The 15,773-nt window shown below is 69.7% G+C and carries 15 protein-coding genes and 1 pseudogene; 5 read left to right on the top strand and 11 right to left on the bottom strand.

Annotated features, from left to right (window positions below):
- Positions 1 to 4 precede the first annotated feature (4 nt).
- Genes F9C12_RS18595 through F9C12_RS18580 form a run of 4 tightly spaced genes read right to left on the bottom strand, consistent with a single transcriptional unit; the run spans position 5 to position 3,621 of the window.
- A complete protein-coding gene (locus F9C12_RS18595; protein ID WP_409183233.1) occupies positions 5 to 532 on the bottom strand; it encodes an NUDIX hydrolase in 528 nt (175 codons plus the stop codon).
- Positions 529 to 1,938: a coenzyme F420-0:L-glutamate ligase gene (locus F9C12_RS18590; RefSeq protein WP_409183232.1), complete on the bottom strand. Its 1,410-nt coding sequence runs from the start codon at positions 1,936 to 1,938 to the stop codon at positions 529 to 531. Before F9C12_RS18590 ends, F9C12_RS18595 begins: the two co-directional genes overlap by 4 nt.
- Positions 1,874 to 2,875: a 2-phospho-L-lactate transferase gene (cofD, locus tag F9C12_RS18585; protein WP_409183231.1), complete on the bottom strand. Its 1,002-nt coding sequence runs from the start codon at positions 2,873 to 2,875 to the stop codon at positions 1,874 to 1,876. Before cofD ends, F9C12_RS18590 begins: the two co-directional genes overlap by 65 nt.
- Positions 2,872 to 3,621, bottom strand: a complete 750-nt coding sequence (locus F9C12_RS18580) for a GNAT family N-acetyltransferase (protein ID WP_409466716.1) — start codon at positions 3,619 to 3,621, stop codon at positions 2,872 to 2,874. The genes cofD and F9C12_RS18580 overlap by 4 nt, the downstream gene beginning before the upstream one ends.
- A gap of 46 nt (positions 3,622 to 3,667) precedes the next feature.
- Here F9C12_RS18580 and F9C12_RS18575 point away from each other — a divergent pair, with 46 nt between their 5' ends.
- From F9C12_RS18575 to dapC, 3 genes are all read left to right on the top strand, one after another.
- Entirely contained in the window at positions 3,668 to 3,841 is a 174-nt protein-coding gene (locus tag F9C12_RS18575; protein ID WP_409183229.1) for a hypothetical protein, read from the top strand.
- 120 nt (positions 3,842 to 3,961) lie between these two features.
- On the top strand, positions 3,962 to 4,282 hold the full coding sequence (gene fdxA, locus F9C12_RS18570) for a ferredoxin (RefSeq protein ID WP_009072848.1): 321 nt from the start codon (positions 3,962 to 3,964) through the stop codon (positions 4,280 to 4,282).
- Positions 4,279 to 5,367 (top strand): succinyldiaminopimelate transaminase, encoded by a 1,089-nt coding sequence (dapC, locus tag F9C12_RS18565; RefSeq protein ID WP_409466715.1) that lies wholly within the window; start codon positions 4,279 to 4,281, stop codon positions 5,365 to 5,367. Before fdxA ends, dapC begins: the two co-directional genes overlap by 4 nt.
- On the opposite strand, the pseudogene F9C12_RS18560 reads toward dapC, so the two are convergent.
- Positions 5,364 to 6,056 (bottom strand): annotated as a pseudogene (locus F9C12_RS18560) (transposase); the annotation flags it as partial. The gene dapC and the pseudogene F9C12_RS18560 overlap by 4 nt on opposite strands.
- Positions 6,057 to 6,278: 222 nt before the next feature.
- Positions 6,279 to 6,899 carry a TetR/AcrR family transcriptional regulator gene (locus F9C12_RS18555; protein WP_409183227.1) on the bottom strand — a complete coding sequence of 207 codons (621 nt, stop codon included), beginning with the start codon at positions 6,897 to 6,899 and terminating at the stop codon, positions 6,279 to 6,281.
- An 87-nt stretch (positions 6,900 to 6,986) separates the two neighbouring features.
- Between F9C12_RS18555 and F9C12_RS18550 the strand changes: the two genes are divergently transcribed.
- Positions 6,987 to 8,384, top strand: a complete 1,398-nt coding sequence (locus F9C12_RS18550; protein WP_409466714.1) for an FAD-dependent monooxygenase — start codon at positions 6,987 to 6,989, stop codon at positions 8,382 to 8,384.
- Positions 8,385 to 8,416: 32 nt separating this feature from the next.
- On the opposite strand, the gene F9C12_RS18545 is transcribed toward F9C12_RS18550, so the two are convergent.
- From F9C12_RS18545 to F9C12_RS18535, 3 genes are all read right to left on the bottom strand, one after another.
- Positions 8,417 to 9,376: a CHAD domain-containing protein gene (locus F9C12_RS18545; protein WP_409466713.1), complete on the bottom strand. Its 960-nt coding sequence runs from the start codon at positions 9,374 to 9,376 to the stop codon at positions 8,417 to 8,419.
- Positions 9,377 to 9,473: 97 nt separating this feature from the next.
- Positions 9,474 to 10,454 (bottom strand): 2,3,4,5-tetrahydropyridine-2,6-dicarboxylate N-succinyltransferase, encoded by a 981-nt coding sequence (gene dapD, locus F9C12_RS18540; protein WP_409466712.1) that lies wholly within the window; start codon positions 10,452 to 10,454, stop codon positions 9,474 to 9,476.
- Between the two features lie 29 nt (positions 10,455 to 10,483).
- Positions 10,484 to 10,924: a hypothetical protein gene (locus F9C12_RS18535; RefSeq protein ID WP_409183223.1), complete on the bottom strand. Its 441-nt coding sequence runs from the start codon at positions 10,922 to 10,924 to the stop codon at positions 10,484 to 10,486.
- A gap of 42 nt (positions 10,925 to 10,966) precedes the next feature.
- Between F9C12_RS18535 and dapE the strand changes: the two genes are divergently transcribed.
- A complete protein-coding gene (gene dapE / locus F9C12_RS18530) occupies positions 10,967 to 12,040 on the top strand; it encodes a succinyl-diaminopimelate desuccinylase (RefSeq protein WP_409183222.1) in 1,074 nt (357 codons plus the stop codon).
- Between the two features lie 368 nt (positions 12,041 to 12,408).
- Here the strand turns inward: dapE and F9C12_RS18525 are convergent, their stop codons facing one another.
- Together F9C12_RS18525 and F9C12_RS18520 are read right to left on the bottom strand one after the other, a co-directional pair.
- Complete coding sequence (locus F9C12_RS18525; RefSeq protein WP_409183221.1) at positions 12,409 to 13,461, bottom strand: chitinase; 1,053 nt, start codon at positions 13,459 to 13,461, stop codon at positions 12,409 to 12,411.
- 190 nt (positions 13,462 to 13,651) lie between these two features.
- The gene (locus F9C12_RS18520) at positions 13,652 to 15,742 is read right to left on the bottom strand and encodes a M4 family metallopeptidase (protein WP_409183220.1); all 2,091 of its coding nucleotides are present in this window, start codon (positions 15,740 to 15,742) and stop codon (positions 13,652 to 13,654) included.
- Positions 15,743 to 15,773 lie beyond the last annotated feature (31 nt).

The following is a 15,773-nucleotide window of genomic DNA, read 5'->3' as shown; positions in this document are numbered from 1 at the left end:
CAGGTTAACGGGCCGCCGCGAGCAGTTCGGCCAGATCTTCCGAACCCGCGGGCAGCGCGTCCACCGGCCACCAGCGCAGGTCGTCGGACTCCTCGCTGCGCACCGGTTCCGCGCCGGGCGGTGCATGCACGACGTAACGGACGTCGAAATGCCTGGTCGGGACGCCGAGGGAGCAGGTGATCGGGTGCACGTCCAGGTGCACCGGCGTTTCCCCGATGACCAGGCCGCTCATGCCGGACTCCTCGGTCGCCTCGCGCAGCGCGGCCTCGGCCAGCGACGCGTCGGACGGTTCGCAGTGCCCGCCGAGCTGCAGCCAACGGCCGACGCGCGGGTGCAGGGTCAGCAGGACCTGCGTGCCGGTCGAGTCGAGGACCACCGCGGACGCGGTCAGGTGCCCGGCTTCGCAGGAGCGCTGGCAGGTGTCCGGCCGCGAAGCGAGAAAGCCGAGAAATGCTTGCCGCAGCGACTCTTGCGCCGGTTCCGCCGGCTTCCAGCCGCTCAGCTCGGCGACGGCGGATTCGTGCAGGGTCATCGTTCGATCAGCCAATCGCCGGTGGTCAGCGGTCCGCGCGGGGGAGCGGGTTCGGCCGCGTGCCCGATCGCGACCGCGCCGAGCGGATGCCACTGGTCGTCCAAGTCCAAAGTGGACCGAACAAGGTCGGCGGCGAAAATGGTCGAGCCGATCCAGCACGAGCCGAGGTCCTCGGCGGCCAGCGCGACCAGCAGGCCCTGCACGGCGGCACCGGCGGCGACGGTGAACATGGTGCGCTCGTGCCGGTTTCGCCGGTCGTCACGATAGGTGTGCGCGCCTTCGGGCACCAGGAAGGGGATCACCAGTTCCGGCGCGCGATAGAGAATGTCGCCGCGGGACAGGCGTTTCGCGATTTGCTCCGGGGTGAAGCCGTCGCTGGTCAGGTCGGCTTCCCAGGACGCGCGCATCGCGTCGAGGAGTTTGCGGCGCAGGCCTTCGTCGCGCAGCCAGAGGAACCGCACCGGGTGCGTGTGGTGCGGCGCGGGCGCGGTGAGCGCGGACGCGACCGCGCGGCGCATCGCTTCCGGATCCACCGGCTCGTCGCTGAACTGCCGGACGGAACGCCGGTGCGGCACGGCTTCCCGGCGGCCCTGCGCGAGGGCTTCGTTGGTGCCCAAGCGAAAGAGGTCGGTTTCGATCGGGCGGATCAGGTCGCGCGCGGTGGAACCGTCGTCGTGGATCCGCAGTCCGCGCACGACCGCCACCGGCAGTCCGCCGAGCTTGCCCTTGACCAGATCCGCCGCGGCGGCGATCTCGTCCGCGATCGCGATTTCCGTGACCGCCAGCTCGTTTCCCTGCGAATCGACCTGTCCGGCGTACCCGTGCAGCACGCGCAGGCCGGACGCGCCGATCGCGGCGTCGGTTTGGCCGACTCGCCAGGCCCGGCCCATGGTGTCGGTGACGACCACGGCCACCTCGACGCCCAGCCGTTCCCGCAAACCGTTGCGCAGAGCCAAAGCGGACGCGTCCGGGTCCGCGGGCAGCAGCGCCACCTCGTCGCCGCGCACGTTCGACGCGTCGATCCCGGCCGCCGCCTGGACGATGCCCAGCTGGTTCTCGGTGATCATCGTGCGCGCGATCCGGGCGACCACCCGCACCGATTCTTCCTCGACCAGCTTGCGCCGCGCCGCGTCCCGGGCCTCGGGATCGCTCGGCACGCGCACCAGCCGGCCCTCGATCTTCGAAAACGCCTTGCTGGTCACCACGACCACGTCGCCGGAACGCAGCCACGGCGCGGCGGCCACGATCGCACCGGTCAGGTCGTCCCCGGGACGGAACTCCGGCAGCCCGGGGACCGGCAGGATCTCGATCTTCTGGGAAGCGTGATCAGGCCGCGCCGAATCAGACACTAGAAACTCCAGCCACGTCGAGCGCCGCGCGGACCATGTCCGCCGTCGCGTCCACATCGGACATCAGCAGCGGCACCGCGCGCACGTCCACGCCGGGCACCGTGACCTCGTGATCCTCCGGCGCGACGAGCCAGCCGTCGAGCACGCCGCCTTCCGAACGCGCGCCGTAATGGCGGCCGACCGCCTCCGCCGAGGTTTCCACGCCGATCGCGGTGAGGCACGCGTCGGCCATGCCGCGCAACGCTTTCCCGCCGATGATCGGCGACACCCCGACGACCTTCGCGCGGGACTTCCGCAACGCGTCGCGCACCCCGGGCACCCCGAGCGTCGTGCCGACCGACACGACCGGGTTCGACGGCGCGAACAGCACGACGTCCGCCTCGGCCAGCGCTTCGAGCACGCCCGGACCGGGCTTGGCCTCGTCGTTGCCGACCGCGACGATCGAATGCGCGGGCACGCCTGCCCGGTAGCGCACCCACCACTCCTGGAAGTGCACGGCCTTGCGCTGCTCCGGGTTCTCCGGATCGTCGATCACGACGTGGGTCTCGACCCGGTCGTCCGTCATCGGCAGCAGCCGCACGCCGGGCTGCCAGCGGTCGCACAGCGCCTCGGTGACCTGGGACAGCGGATAACCCGCGCGCAGCATCCGCGACCGGATCAGGTGCGTCGCGATGTCCTTGTCGCCGAGCCCGAACCAGGTCGGCTCCGCGCCGTAGGCGGCGAGTTCCTCCTTGACCGTCCAGGTCTCGCCCGCGTGCCCCCAGCCGCGTTCGGTGTCGATGCCGCCGCCGAGGGTGTACATGCAGGTGTCGAGATCCGGGCAGATGCGCAGGCCGTGCATCCACACGTCGTCGCCGGTGTTCACCAGCGCGGTGATCTCGTGCGGAGACTCGGCCGACCCTTCCGAGCCGATCGCGGGCAGTCCGAGCGCGGTCTTGACCCCGAGCAGGAAGCGGGCGCCGCCCACCCCGCCAACCAGTACGACGATCTTCACGACTGGCGATCCTCGCACGTCCGCGGCGCCGGGCCCCAGTACCGGTACCTGTGGTGCTCCGAACAGCCCAGCGCGGAATACAACGCCAGCGCGCCGGTGTTGCCCGCCGCCACTTGCAGGACCCACTTATCGGCGCCGTGCGCGCGGCCCCAGTCGGCGAGCGCGTGCAGCACCGTGGTGGCCAGACCCCGGCGGCGAAACGCCGGTGCGACCGCGAGGCGGGCGACGTGCAGCCAGCCGTCCACGATCGCGCCCCGCACCGCCCCCGCAGTCGTCCCGTCGGCTGTCACGACGCCGTAGCCGACCTTTCCGGTGGTCACGACGTGCCGCTGGGCGGGACTCGGCTCAGTGGTGTTCTCGGCCAGCTCCCACCATTCCGGCGTCGCCTGGTCGAGCACCTCGGCGCCGCGCGAAGGCCCGGACGGCAGCGGACCGGTCAGTACCGAAACCCGGTATCCGGCGGCGTGCTCGACCTGCTCGCGCCAGCCCGCCGCGGCCACCTCGCGCTCCAGTTCGCTGTCCTCCAGCACCTGAACCGCGGGCGGAATGCCGCGGGCGTGGGCGAAGTCACACACGGCCTCGAGCGCTTCCCGGACCGGGCGGCCGGGGTCGCCGACGGCGAGTGCGCTGTTCGCGCGCCCGGTGAAGCCGTCCGCCCAGCGCAAAGTCCATTCCCCGAGCGGCTCCTCGACCACCGCCGGCCACGCTTTCGCGCACACGATTTCGAGCTTTTCCCGGGTGTTCACGGTTAGATTGTGACGGAGAGAGCTGTCCCGTTCCGCAGGAGAACCCATGAGCTACGCGCGCAAGGACGACCGGCACAACGATGAGCTTGTCGACGAGATCGCCGACGGGTTCAAGCGGACTCTCGAGGAGAAACGCGAGGACGGCAGGCCCGCCGGACCCGCCTTCACGATTACCGGCGATGCCCGGAACGCGCCGAAACCGCGTCGCCGGGACCGCTGAGCGGCGCGGATCCGCCCCGTTTCCAGGGGTGGGATAAGGGTCGCCTAACCACCACCGGGGGCCAGGGAAGCGCGTAATGTCCGCACCGACCGGCCCAGCAGGAGAAGCCAGGAGTACGCAGTGACCTACGTGATCGCCGAGCCCTGCGTCGACGTGCTCGACAAGGCGTGTATCGACGAGTGCCCCGTGGACTGCATCTACGAGGGCGAGCGGATGTTGTACATCCACCCGGACGAGTGCGTCGACTGCGGCGCCTGCGAGCCGGTCTGCCCGGTCGAGGCCATTTACTACGAGGACGACGTCCCGGACAACTGGTCCGACTACACCAAGGCGAACGTCGACTTCTTCAACGAGCTGGGCTCGCCCGGCGGCGCCTCCAAGGTCGGCAAGACCGCGCACGACCCGGGGTTCATCAAGGCTCTGCCCCCGCAGGGCGAATGACCCGGCTGCCCGACTTCCCCTGGGATTCGCTCGCCGAGGTCAAGGCCCGCGCGCAGGCGCATCCCGGGGGCATCGTCGACCTTTCCGTCGGCACGCCCGTCGACCCGGTGCCGGACTCGATCCGCGCCGCGCTCGCGTCGGTGTCGGAGATCCCCGGCTACCCGGCCACGCACGGCACGCCTGAGCTGCGCGAAGCGGCCGTCACGGCAGTGCGGCGGCGGTACGGGATCACCGGGGTCGAACCGGACGCGGTGCTGCCGACGATCGGTTCGAAAGAGGCCGTGGCCTGGCTGCCGCGGCTGCTCGGCTTCGGACCGGGCGACGTGGTGGTCATCCCGGAGCTGGCGTATCCGACGTACGAGGTCGGCGCGCTGCTCGCGGGAGCCGAGGTGGTGCGCGCGGACGGGCTGACCCAGCTCGGCCCGCGCCGCCCGGCGATGATCTGGCTCAACTCGCCGTCGAACCCGACCGGCCGCGTGCTCGGCGTCGACCACCTGCGCAAGGTGGTCGAATGGGCGCGCGAGCGCGGCACTGTCGTGGTGTCCGACGAGTGCTACCTCTCGCTCGGCTGGGAGGCGGAACCGCTGTCGGTGCTGCATCCGTCCGTCCACGGTGGACAGACGGACGGCCTGCTCGCGGTGCATTCGCTGTCCAAGTCGGCGAATCTCGCCAGCTACCGCGCCGGTTTCGTGACCGGCGACCCGAAGCTGGTGAAGACCCTGCTGGAGGTGCGCAAGCACGCCGGCATGATCGTGCCGCGTCCGGTGCAGCAGGCGATGGTGGCCGCGCTGACCGACGACGAAGCCCTTGCCGAGCAACGCGAACGCTACCGCGCACGGCGCGTGGTGCTGCGGAAGGCGTTGCAGGACAACGGGTTTGAAATCACGCATTCCGAGGCTGGGCTGTATCTCTGGGCCACCCGCGGGGAATCCGCGCAGGCCACGGTGGAATGGCTCGCCGAGCGCGGGATCCTGGTCGCGCCGGGCACCTTCTACGGTCCCGCGGGCAAGGAGCACGTGCGGGTCGCGCTGACGTCCACGGACGAGCGCATCGAGGCCGCCGCGGAGCGGTTGGCGCAGGGCTAGCGCCTGCGCAGTCCGTGCGGAGAACCCTGGGAGGGTGTTGCGGAACCTGGGTGGTTAGTTGTTGCTTCTGCTGGGCGGCGGGCTGCTTCGGTTTCGATGGGCCGTGGGGTTCGATGTGTTCGTCGGCGAGGCGAGCGGCCATCAGCCGGATCTTCGCGAACTGGATCATGGCCTCGGCGTGCGCTGTCTTGCGTTCGTAATCGCGGGTCAAGCGCCTCCCGCCTCGTCAGCCAGCTGACGGTTCGTTCCACCACCCACCGTCGGGGCAGCACCTGGAAGCCTGCCACATCGGCGTTGTGCGGCACCGCCACGATCTCGACGTTCTCGTTCTCTCGAGCCCAGGCCACGAGCGTGGCGTCTTTCGAGTTGACGCAGCCGCCGTCCACCCACACCAGGCCGAGCAGCGGAGACCGTGCCCGGATCCCGCCCAGGATGCGGCGGTCTCCGGGCCGGTCCTGCACCGCCTTCGAGGGCTGCGGGTCCCGCTCGTCGCGCACGCGGACCGCGTCGCGCAGCACGTCGTGGATCCGCTGCTAGATGCCGTCCGCGGTCCAGGCCGCGAACACCCGGTACGCCGTGGTCCACAGCGCGAGATCACGCGGTGCCATCCGCCACGCGCACCCGCTGACCAGCACATCACTGATCGTGTCGATCACCAGCCGACGCGAATGCACCCGCGGCCGCCCGCCAGACCCGGATGAGCCCTCGGCAGCAGCGGCTCGACACACCGAGCCGATCACCAAGTTTCACAACACCTTCTGGGGAAACTGATTCCCCTAGGGTCCCCCGCATGCACTTCGCGGGAGCCCAGCCCTCCAGCGCGTGCTCGCCTCGCCTGGGGTTCTCCGCAGCGGCTCTCCCCCGCGACGCGTGCGCCTCTCTCTGACCTCGGCATCCCGCCGGACCTGGCCTCAGTAGTCGCGGCCGGTGAAACCGCGGTAGACGAACCGCGTCAGCGCCTCCACCGCTTCCTCGTCCGACGGCGGGGTCCAGCCCGCGGGCGGCGGGCTCATCAGCCACATCTGCGCGAAGTTGTGGATCAGCTGGTACATCATCGCGATGCTGAGCTGGGGGCTCGCCGGGAGCCGGTAGCCGGCCGCGGTGACGTATTCGAGGTGGCGTTCGACGTCCACGGCCTCGCTGACGCCGAAGTTCGCGTAGGTGGCGGCGAAGTCCTCGTTCACCATCGCCGCCTGGTGCAGCGCGACCATGGTGGGCGCGTTCGCGCGGTAGAAGTTCCAGTACTGCCGCACGTGCCAGCGGACCGCGGCCGGGTCGCTGAAGTCGGACAGGTGGTCGTCGCGCGTGGCCTGCTCGTCGCTGGCCGCGGACAGGTCGGCCAGCAGCGCGACCAGCAGTTCCTCCTTGCTCGCGAAGTGGTTGTAGAACGACCCCGCGGCGCGCCCGGCTTCCTTGGTGATGTCGGTGATCTTCGTGTTCAGGTAGCCCTTGGCCGCGAACACGCGCTTGGCCGCTTCCTTCAGCGCCGTTTCCGTTTCGGCGGCTTTGTCCCGGCGGCTCGTCGCAGTCATCCCGCACCTCCCTTGACGCGAACGCTATCAGCGGGCACTCTGAATCCAGATTCACTGAATTCTAATTCACTGACAAGGGGCGAGGACATGACGGTGCTGGTGGCGGGAGCGGGCCCGACCGGGCTCACGCTGGCGATCGAGCTGGCGCGGCGCGGGGTCGGCGTGCGCGTGGTGGACAAGGCGGAGGAGTACTTCATCGGCTCGCGCGGCGACGGGCTGCAGCCGCGCACGCTGGAGGTGTTCGAGGATCTGGGCGTGCTGGACGCGGTGCTCGCCGCGGGTGCGCCGCCGTTTCCGATGCGGGTGTACCTGGACGGGGAGTTCACCATGGCGCGGCGGATGGCCGAGCCGGTCGAGCCGACCCCCGCGGTGCCGTATCCGAACGCCTGGGTCCTCGGCCAGTCGCAGACCGAGGGGATCCTCCGGGACCGGCTGGCCGAGTTCGGCGTGCGGGTGGAGCTGAACACCGCGCTGACCGGGTTCGCCCAGGACGAGGAGGGCGTCACCGCGGAGCTGTCGACGGGGGAGACGGTGCGCGTGGACTACCTGGTCGGCGCGGACGGCGGGAAGAGCTTCGTGCGCAAGGCGCTGGGGATCGCGTTCGAGGGGACCACTGACGAGTCGATCCGGATGCTGCTGGGCGACGTCTCGGCGGAGGGGCTCGACCCTGCCTCGGGGTACTGGTTCGCGAAGGCGGACGAGCCGATGTCCGGGGTCGCGTTCACGCCGCTTCCGGGCACGCCGTACTTCCAGTTCGCCTCCCCGCTCGGAGACGGCGACGCGGGAACCTCGCTGAGCGCGTTGCAGGAGCACCTGGACCGGGTGTCCGGCGGCGGGGTCCGGCTGCTCGACCTGGCGTGGTCCACGGTGTGGCGGCCGAATATCCGGCTGGCCGCGGCCTTCCGGCGGGGCCGGGTGTTCCTCGCCGGGGACGCCGCGCACGTCCACCCGCCGACCGGCGGACAGGGGCTGAACACCGGCGTGCAGGACGCGTACAACCTCGGCTGGAAGCTCGCCGACGGATCGCCGGAGCTGCTCGACAGCTACGAAGCGGAACGGCGCGCGGTCGCGGCGCGGGTGCTCGGGGTGAGCAGTGCGTTGCTGGAGAAGTACAAGGAGGGCGCTGAGGACGCGCACGAACGCGGTCCGGAGACGCTGCAGCTCGATCTGACTTACCGGGGCGGACCGCTGTCCCCAGCCGGCACGGGGGCGTTGCAGCCGGGCGATCGGGCCCCGGACGCGCCGCTCGTGGACGCGAACGGCAAGAACGTGCGGCTGTTCGAACTGTTCCAGGGTCCACATGCGACAGAACTGGTCTTCGGCGACGGGCCGCTCGGGACGGAGCATCCGGCGTATCGGATTCTGCCGAAGGGGGCCACGGGGGAGTTCGTGGACGCGGGCGGGCACGCGTATGCCGCGTATGCGGGTGCGCCGGGGAAGCGGGTTCTCGTGCGGCCGGACGGATACGTGTGGTCAGTGTCGTGAGTGTTTATCCCGGTTAGAACCGGGATAAACACTCACGAGACCGCGTGCTCGGCGGCTTCGATGCGGTGCCATACGTCGAGCCAGGTGGCGCGGGCGCGGGCGCGTTTGGCGAGTTCGTGCTCGACGATCCGGCCCGCGACGAAGCCGATCTCGGCGTCCGCGTTGGCCAGCACGCCGCGTACCTTCTCCGCGGCGAAGACCGCGTCCTGGTGCTCGCCCAGCACGGTCTGGAATTTGCGGGTCGCCTTGATCAGCTCGGACAGCTTCGCGGCCTGTTTCTTCTTCGCCGCGGACCGGGCCAATTCGGCGGTGTAGCGGAGTTTCTTGCCGTGGATGCGCAGCGCGTGCAGGTCGTCGTCCGGGGGATTCGGGGGAAGTGCGGCGACCGCGCGGGCGAGTTTGCGGTACGGCTTGCGCACGTCGGCGGTCAACCCGGGCTTCTCGGACGGAGTCTCGTCGATCTCGTGCTCGGCGGTGCGGGACAGCTGGGCGATGCTCTGCAGCAGGGTCGCGTACCGGGGGCTCGACAGCGCCCGGTTCAGCCGGCGGCGGGCGGTGGCGCGTTCGGAGACGAAGCGGGACACCAGCCGTCGGCCGGCGGGCTGGTCGCGGACGTCGAACTCGGCGATCACCTCGCGCAGGTGGCCGATCAGCACGTCGTAGTCGCGGACCTCGCCGAGCACCTGGCCCAGCCAGCCGAGGTCGGCGCGCACCGGTTCGGCGGTGGGTCCGACCAGCGCGCTGGTCGATTTCAGCACGCTCCGCATCCGCCGCTGCGCGACGCGCATCTGGTGCAGTTCCTCCGGATCGGCCCCGGCCCTGGCGCCCGGTTCGCGGGCCAGCAGTTCGCGCAGTTCGTGATCGAGTTTGGCGCGGACGTGCGCGGCCGCCGGGGCCCCGGGCCCCGCCTGCACCGGTTCGGCGGGGAGCCCGAGAGCGGCCGGCGTCGTCGGTTCCGGAGTTCGGCGGCGGCTGGTCGCTTCGGAAGTCACCTGGTCAATGGTAGGTGAACGACGTTTCGACAGAGACCGCCGAAACAGCGAGAGGGTGCGCTTCCGCAGGGGGAAGCGCACCCTCTCGAGGGCTGGTTCAGTTGGCGTGCAGTGCCTCGTTCAGCTGGATGCCGACACCGCCGCGCGGCACGACCTCGACCGCGCCGGTCGCCGAGTTGCGCCGGAAGACCGCGCCGGAGATACCGGACAGCTCGCGTGCCTTCACCGTCTTGCCGTCGACCTCGACCTTGGTGCCCGCGGTGACGTACAGCCCGGCCTCGATCACCGAATCGTCGCCGAGGGAGATGCCCGCGCCGCCGTTCGCGCCGATCAGGCAGCGTTCGCCGATCGAGATCACCTCGGTGCCGCCGCCGGACAGCGTGCCCATGATCGACGCGCCGCCGCCGACGTCGCTGCCGTCGCCGACCACCACGCCGGCCGAGATGCGGCCCTCGACCATCGAAGCGCCGAGCGTGCCCGCGTTGTAGTTCACGAAGCCCTCGTGCATCACCGTGGTGCCGGACGCGAGGTGCGCGCCGAGCCGCACGCGGTCCGCGTCGGCGATGCGGACCCCGGCCGGAACGACGTAGTCGACCATCCGCGGGAACTTGTCCACGCCGTACACGGTGACCGCGCCGCGCGACCGCAGCCGAAGCCGGGTCTGCTCGAAGCCCTCGACCGGGCACGGGCCGTGGTTCGTCCACACGACGTTGGCCAGCAGGCCGAAGATGCCGTCGAGGCTCTGCCCGCGCGGCTGGACCAGCCGGTGCGACAGCAGGTGCAGGCGCAGGTAGACGTCGTGGGCGTCGGCGGGCGCGGTGGCCAGGCTGCCGATCGTGACGCGCACCGCGACGACCTCGACACCGCGGTCGGTGTCCGGGCCGAGCAGCGCGGCCGCGGACTCGCCGAGCAGCTCGGTGGTCTGCTCCGCGGTCAGCCGTTCGGTGCCGCTGGCGCCTGCTTCGACCAGCTTGGGATGCGGGTACCAGGTGTCCAGCACGGTTCCGTCGGACGTGACGGTGGCCAGCCCGACGCCGACGGCGCCGGTCGTTTCGGGGTCAGGGGTCTGCTCGCTCACGCCGGTCACGGTAGCCGAAGCGGGCCGGATCAACCCGTGGTGGCCAGCTGGTTCACCTTCTGCTTGACCTCGGTCAGCGCGGCCGAGATGGAGACGAGCGCCTGCGTGCACGCTCCGCCCGGGGCCGGCACGGTGGTGCAGCCCGCCTGGCGGAACGCGCCGACCGCCTGGTCGATCGCGGTCGCGTCGCGGTCGAGCGGCTCGTTGACCGTCTTGCCCGCTTTCGCCAGCTTGTGCACCGAACCGGCGGTGTTGCCGACCTCGGTGACGTATTTCTCACAGCCCTTGGGCAGCTGCGTCTGCGGCCCGGTGAAGCAGGCGTCGGCCGACAGTGCGTCGAGCTTGATCGGCAGGGCGTCCGGACCCGGATCGCCGGCTCCGGGACGGGCCTTGGGCCCGGCCTCGTTGCTGCAGCCGGTGAGGACGAGGGCGAGGACGCCGAGAGCGACCAGGGAGCTTCGCGTGCGCACGTCCTCACGGTAGCCCCCGCGCCGGCTGGGTACGGTGCCGGTATGACCTCCCTTGACCTGCGCGCCGATCCGGCCGACCTCACTGCTGCCCTTGTGGATGTGTTCAGCGTCTCCGGGGAGGAGGGGCGGCTGGCTGACCTCGTGCAGGCGGCGTTGGTGGAGCAGGCTCCGCATTTGGAGGTGGTGCGGAATGGGGACGCGGTTCTGGCGCGGACCAATTTGGGGCGTCCGTCGCGGGTGATTCTTGCTGGGCATTTGGATACTGTGCCGGAGAATGCCAATCTGCCTTCTCGTCGTACTGGGGCTGGGGACGACGAGGTGTTGCACGGGCTGGGGTCGGTGGACATGAAGGGCGGGGACGCGGTGTTTTTGCATCTCGCCGCTACCTTGCCGGAGCCTCGGCATGATGTGACGTTTGTTTTTTATGACAATGAAGAGGTCGAGGCGGTCCGGAACGGGCTTGGGCGGATCGAGCGGGAGCTGCCGGAGTGGCTGGCCGGGGATCTCGCGATCGTGGGGGAGCCGTCCAATGGGGTGATCGAGGCTGGGTGCCAGGGGACCTTGCGGGTCGAGGTTCGTACGGCTGGGGCTCGGGCGCATACTGCTCGGGCTTGGATGGGGGTCAATGCGATTCACGCCCTTGCGGAGCCGTTGGCGCGGTTGGCCGCGTATTCGCCTCGGGTGGTGGAGATTGACGGGCTTACTTATCGGGAAGGGCTGCAGGCTACTGGTATTGCCGGCGGGGTGGCTGGGAATGTCGTTCCTGATGCGGCGGTGTTGACGGTTAATCATCGGTTCGCGCCGGATCGCAGTGCGGAGCAGGCGGAGGCTCACGTGCGGGAGGTGTTTACCGGATTTGACGTGACCTTGGTGGATATGTCGCCGGGGGCGTTGCCTGGGTTGTCCGCGCCTGCCGCGGCGGAGTTGGTGGCTGCGGCTGGGGGGTCCGCTGCGGCTAAGTTGGGGTGGACGGATGTGGCTCGGTTCGCGGCGTTGGGGATGCCTGCGGTGAATTTCGGGCCGGGGGATCCTGCTTTGGCGCATACGCAAGGGGAGAATGTTCGGGTTGGGGAGATTCGGGGGGTTGCGTCTGTGTTGAGGGCGTTTTTGGGGTGAGACGGGCGGCTCGTCGCCTGGCGGCGACATTGCCGGTTAGTGGTTGCGTGGGGCACCCCGAAGCCCGATTGTGCTGACGGTCGGTGGGTGCTTGTCAAGGCGGGAAAGATGCCTTGACAAGCACCCACCGACCGCAGGGAGGCTTCGTATCGGGGTGCGGGGGAGGGGCTGGGTGCCTCGCTGTTTGGGTGCAGATTCTGCGGTTTTAGGGCTCGCTTGTTGGGTGCAGCGGTGCGGTTGGGGGCTGGGTGCCTCGATGTGTTTGTGCATCGGCGGCGGTTTTGGGGCGTGGTCTCCTGGCGGCCGTGCGGGTGTTGGGCTGAGGCCGGGGCGGCGACGGACGCAGCACCCCGGCCCACAGCAGCTTGTTAGCGGCCTTGCAGCGATTTCACGTTGTCGCCGAAGGTCCAGCCTCGGGAGCCGTCCCAGTTGATGGACCAGTCCATCAAGCCCTTGAGGCCTGGGACGCTTTGGTAGGCCTGCGAGACCAGGCCTGGGTCCATGTAGCCGCCGCCTGCGCCTGGTTGGGCGGGGAGGCCGGGGACCTGTTTGTCCACCGGGACGCGGATCGTGGTGCCTTGTACGGTGAGGCCCTTGTCCAGGCACTGCGTCTGCACGGTGAAGCCTTGCACGGTTCCCGCTTCGTAGCTGTCTCCGGAGCAGCCGTACATCGAGCCGTTGTAGTACTGCATGTTCAGCCACCACAGCTGGCCGTTGTCCGCGTACTTCTTGATGATCGGCAGGTATGCGCCCCAGATTGATCCATAGGTTACCGAGCCGCCGGTTACGTATGCTGTTTCTGGGGCCATGGTAAGGCCGAAGCCGGACGGCATTTGCGAGAGTACGCCGTCGATGATGCGTTCCAGGTTTGCTTGCGAAGCGGACAGCGAATTGATGTCGCCGCTGCTCGACAAGCCCGTTTCGATGTCGATGTCGATTCCGTCGAAATTGTACTTCTTCAGGATCGGCACGATGGTGCTCACGAACTTGTCGGCGACCGAGCTGGAGGACAGATCAATGCCTGCTGCCGCGCCGCCGATGGACATCAGGATGGTGGCTCCGGCGTCTTTGGCCGCGCACATTTCCGCGGGGGTGGAGACCTTCACCGTCGAGTCCATGCCGTCTTCCCACTGCACGGTGCCGTCGGAGAGGATCACCGGGAAGGCGGCGTTGATGACGTTGTACCCGTGTGCGGCGATGCTGGGGTCGTTGATCGGCACCCAGCCCATGCCGGGGTGCACGCCGTTCGCGGCTCCGTCCCAGTTTTCCCAGTAGCCCTGCAGCACCGGGCCGGACGGTCTCGGTTTTACCGCGCAGGTGTCCGAGTTCGGCGCCGCTGAGGCGGGCGCGATTCCCGTCAGCGGCAGTGCGAGCAGGGCCGCCGCGGCGGTCCAGAACCAGCGCGATTTCCGTCCGTTCATCACGGCTCCCGTCCCCGGTAACGGTGTTGCCGCAACGGTAAGCGGCGGGCCGGGGGCTGCCTACCCCCGATCGTATGGTCTAGACAAATTTCGGGCTGTTGGTCTGGACAAGTGCGCGAAACGCGGACCAGCCGGGCACGAGGCGCCGTGCCCGGCTGGTTCAGAGAACAGCTATCCCGCGGTTGCTGCGTCAGCAGGCCCCGTTGTCGGTCCAGACGGCCCAGGAACCGGGTGCGCCCGGCTCAGCGCCGACGGAGTACCACGTCGAGGTCCACTTGTGGTTGTTGTACGAGACCACGTCGCCGGGACCGTAGAACGTGTTCGCGTCCCACGCCGCGATGCCGCCGCAGCCCGGCGGGTTGCCGCTGCCCACGGTCAGCGTGAAGTCCGACGTGTGGGTGGCGTTCGCGCCGGTCGCGGTGATCGTGATCTTGCTGGTGCCCTTCGGCGTGCTGGCCGTCGTGGCGATCGTGACGGTCGCGGTGGCTCCGGACTGGATGGTCGCCGGGTTGAACGTCGCGGTCGCGCCCGAGGGCAGGCCGCTCGCGGTCAGCTTCACCTGCTGCGCCGCGCCGTTGGTGATCTTCGTGGTCACCGTGGACGTGGCCGACTGTCCGGGCTGGACGGTCGCGCTCGTCGGCGACAGCGCGACGGAGAAGTCGTTGTCCTTGGGCGGTTCGCCCGAGCAGGTGGCCTCGCCGGAGACCGCGCCGACCGAAACCGCGTCCCACGCCGCCTTGGTGGCGTTGAACTCGGTGCAGCTGCCCGGGAACAGGTCGACCGCCGCCTGCAGGGTGGCCTTGCGGGCCGCCTTGTGGTTCCAGGACGACGTCTTGTGCAGCAGGCCGTTGTAGAAGATCTTGCCCGCCTTCTGGATGCCGACGCCGGTGACGCTGCTGTTGTTGCAGGTCGGGCTCGACGGCTGGCCGTCCGACGGCGAGCTGCCCTCGGCGAGCAGGTAGAACCAGTGGTTCTGCGGGCCCGCGGCGGCGTGCACCTCGGTGTTCGGGATGGACGACGAGTAGCAGTTCGGGTCGCCGATCTGGCCCGGGTTGTACATGTAGCGGATCGGGCCCTGGCCGACCAGGTTGACGCCCTCGCCGACGGTGAAGTCCGGCTTGTCGACCGGGTTGTTCGCGTAGAACTCGGTCAGCGCGCCGAAAATGTCGCCGGTGGACTCGTTGAGCCCGCCGTTCTCGTTGCCCGAACCCGCGCCGCCCGGCGTGTTCTGGAAGATGCCGTGGCCGAACTCGTGGCCCACCACGTCCATCGACGTCGCCTGGCGCTGGTTGTCCTGCGAGTGGCCGAAGTGCGTGGACGAGCCGTCCCAGTACGCGTTGACGTCGTTCAGCCCGACCGAGGCGGGGAACCCGCGGCCGTTGCCGTCGATGCCGTTGCGGCCCAGCCAGTCCTTCAGCATGTTCCACTCGGTCTGCACGCTGTACAGCGTGTCGACGCACCCGGTTTCGAGGTCGGTGCCGCTGCCGTTGCCCCAGTTGTTGCTGGACTTCGTGAACACCGAGCCGTTCTCGCGGCCGCAGCTGATGCCCGACCGGTTCGGGTCGCGCATCGAGTAGGAACTGCCGGAACCGGTGGTGTCGATGCTGACCTGGCCGACGTAGTAGCTGTTGCCGTTGCCCGCCACGGCGGGGGCGGCGGCGTTCGCGGCCGACTTGGCCGGGCTTTCGGCCTTCACGTCGTCGCGCTGGTCGAGGACCTTGCCGGTGGCGGCGTCGACGAAGACGTGCAGGTTGCTCGGCGCCTTCGCGGTACGGCCCTTGACGACGACCTCGTAGGCCAGTTTCGGCTGTGCGCCGCCGAGAACGACCAGATCAGGCTTGCTCACCGCGCTCACGGTCGGCAGCTGGCCGCGGGCGACCGAAGCCGCGCGCGCCGCGTCGACAGTGGGCTTGGTGCCCACGGTGATGGCCGCGCTCTCGGCGGAGTCGGTGCCGCGCACGCGGCCCGTTCCGTCGGCGACGATCACCGCATCCCCGCCGACGACCCGGAGGCCGTCGTAGGTGCGCTCGTAGGAGTTGTAATACAGCCCGGCGTCGCCCAGGGTGGTGCTGACGCGGTGCAGGCTTTCGGCCGAGCTCTTGCGGAGCCCGACGGCGCCTGCGGCGGCAGCCCGGTCGGCGGCCGCGATCGCGGTGGCCTGCGGGTCTGCGGAAGGTTGGGCGGGGGCCGCGGATGCCGGGGTCACCGGCAGCGCGAGCAGGGAAAGGGCGAGACCGGCGACACTTGCGATGCCGGTGGCGAGCCCTCTTCTGGACGTCATCGACAGTCCTTTCGGGGTACACGATGGGGAA

Origin of the sequence: Amycolatopsis sp. GA6-003 (assembly GCF_046267895.1) — a bacterium.
Taxonomy (GTDB): domain Bacteria; phylum Actinomycetota; class Actinomycetes; order Mycobacteriales; family Pseudonocardiaceae; genus Amycolatopsis.
Note: the sequence above shows the minus strand (reverse complement) of the source record. Positions and strands in the feature narration are given on the sequence as shown.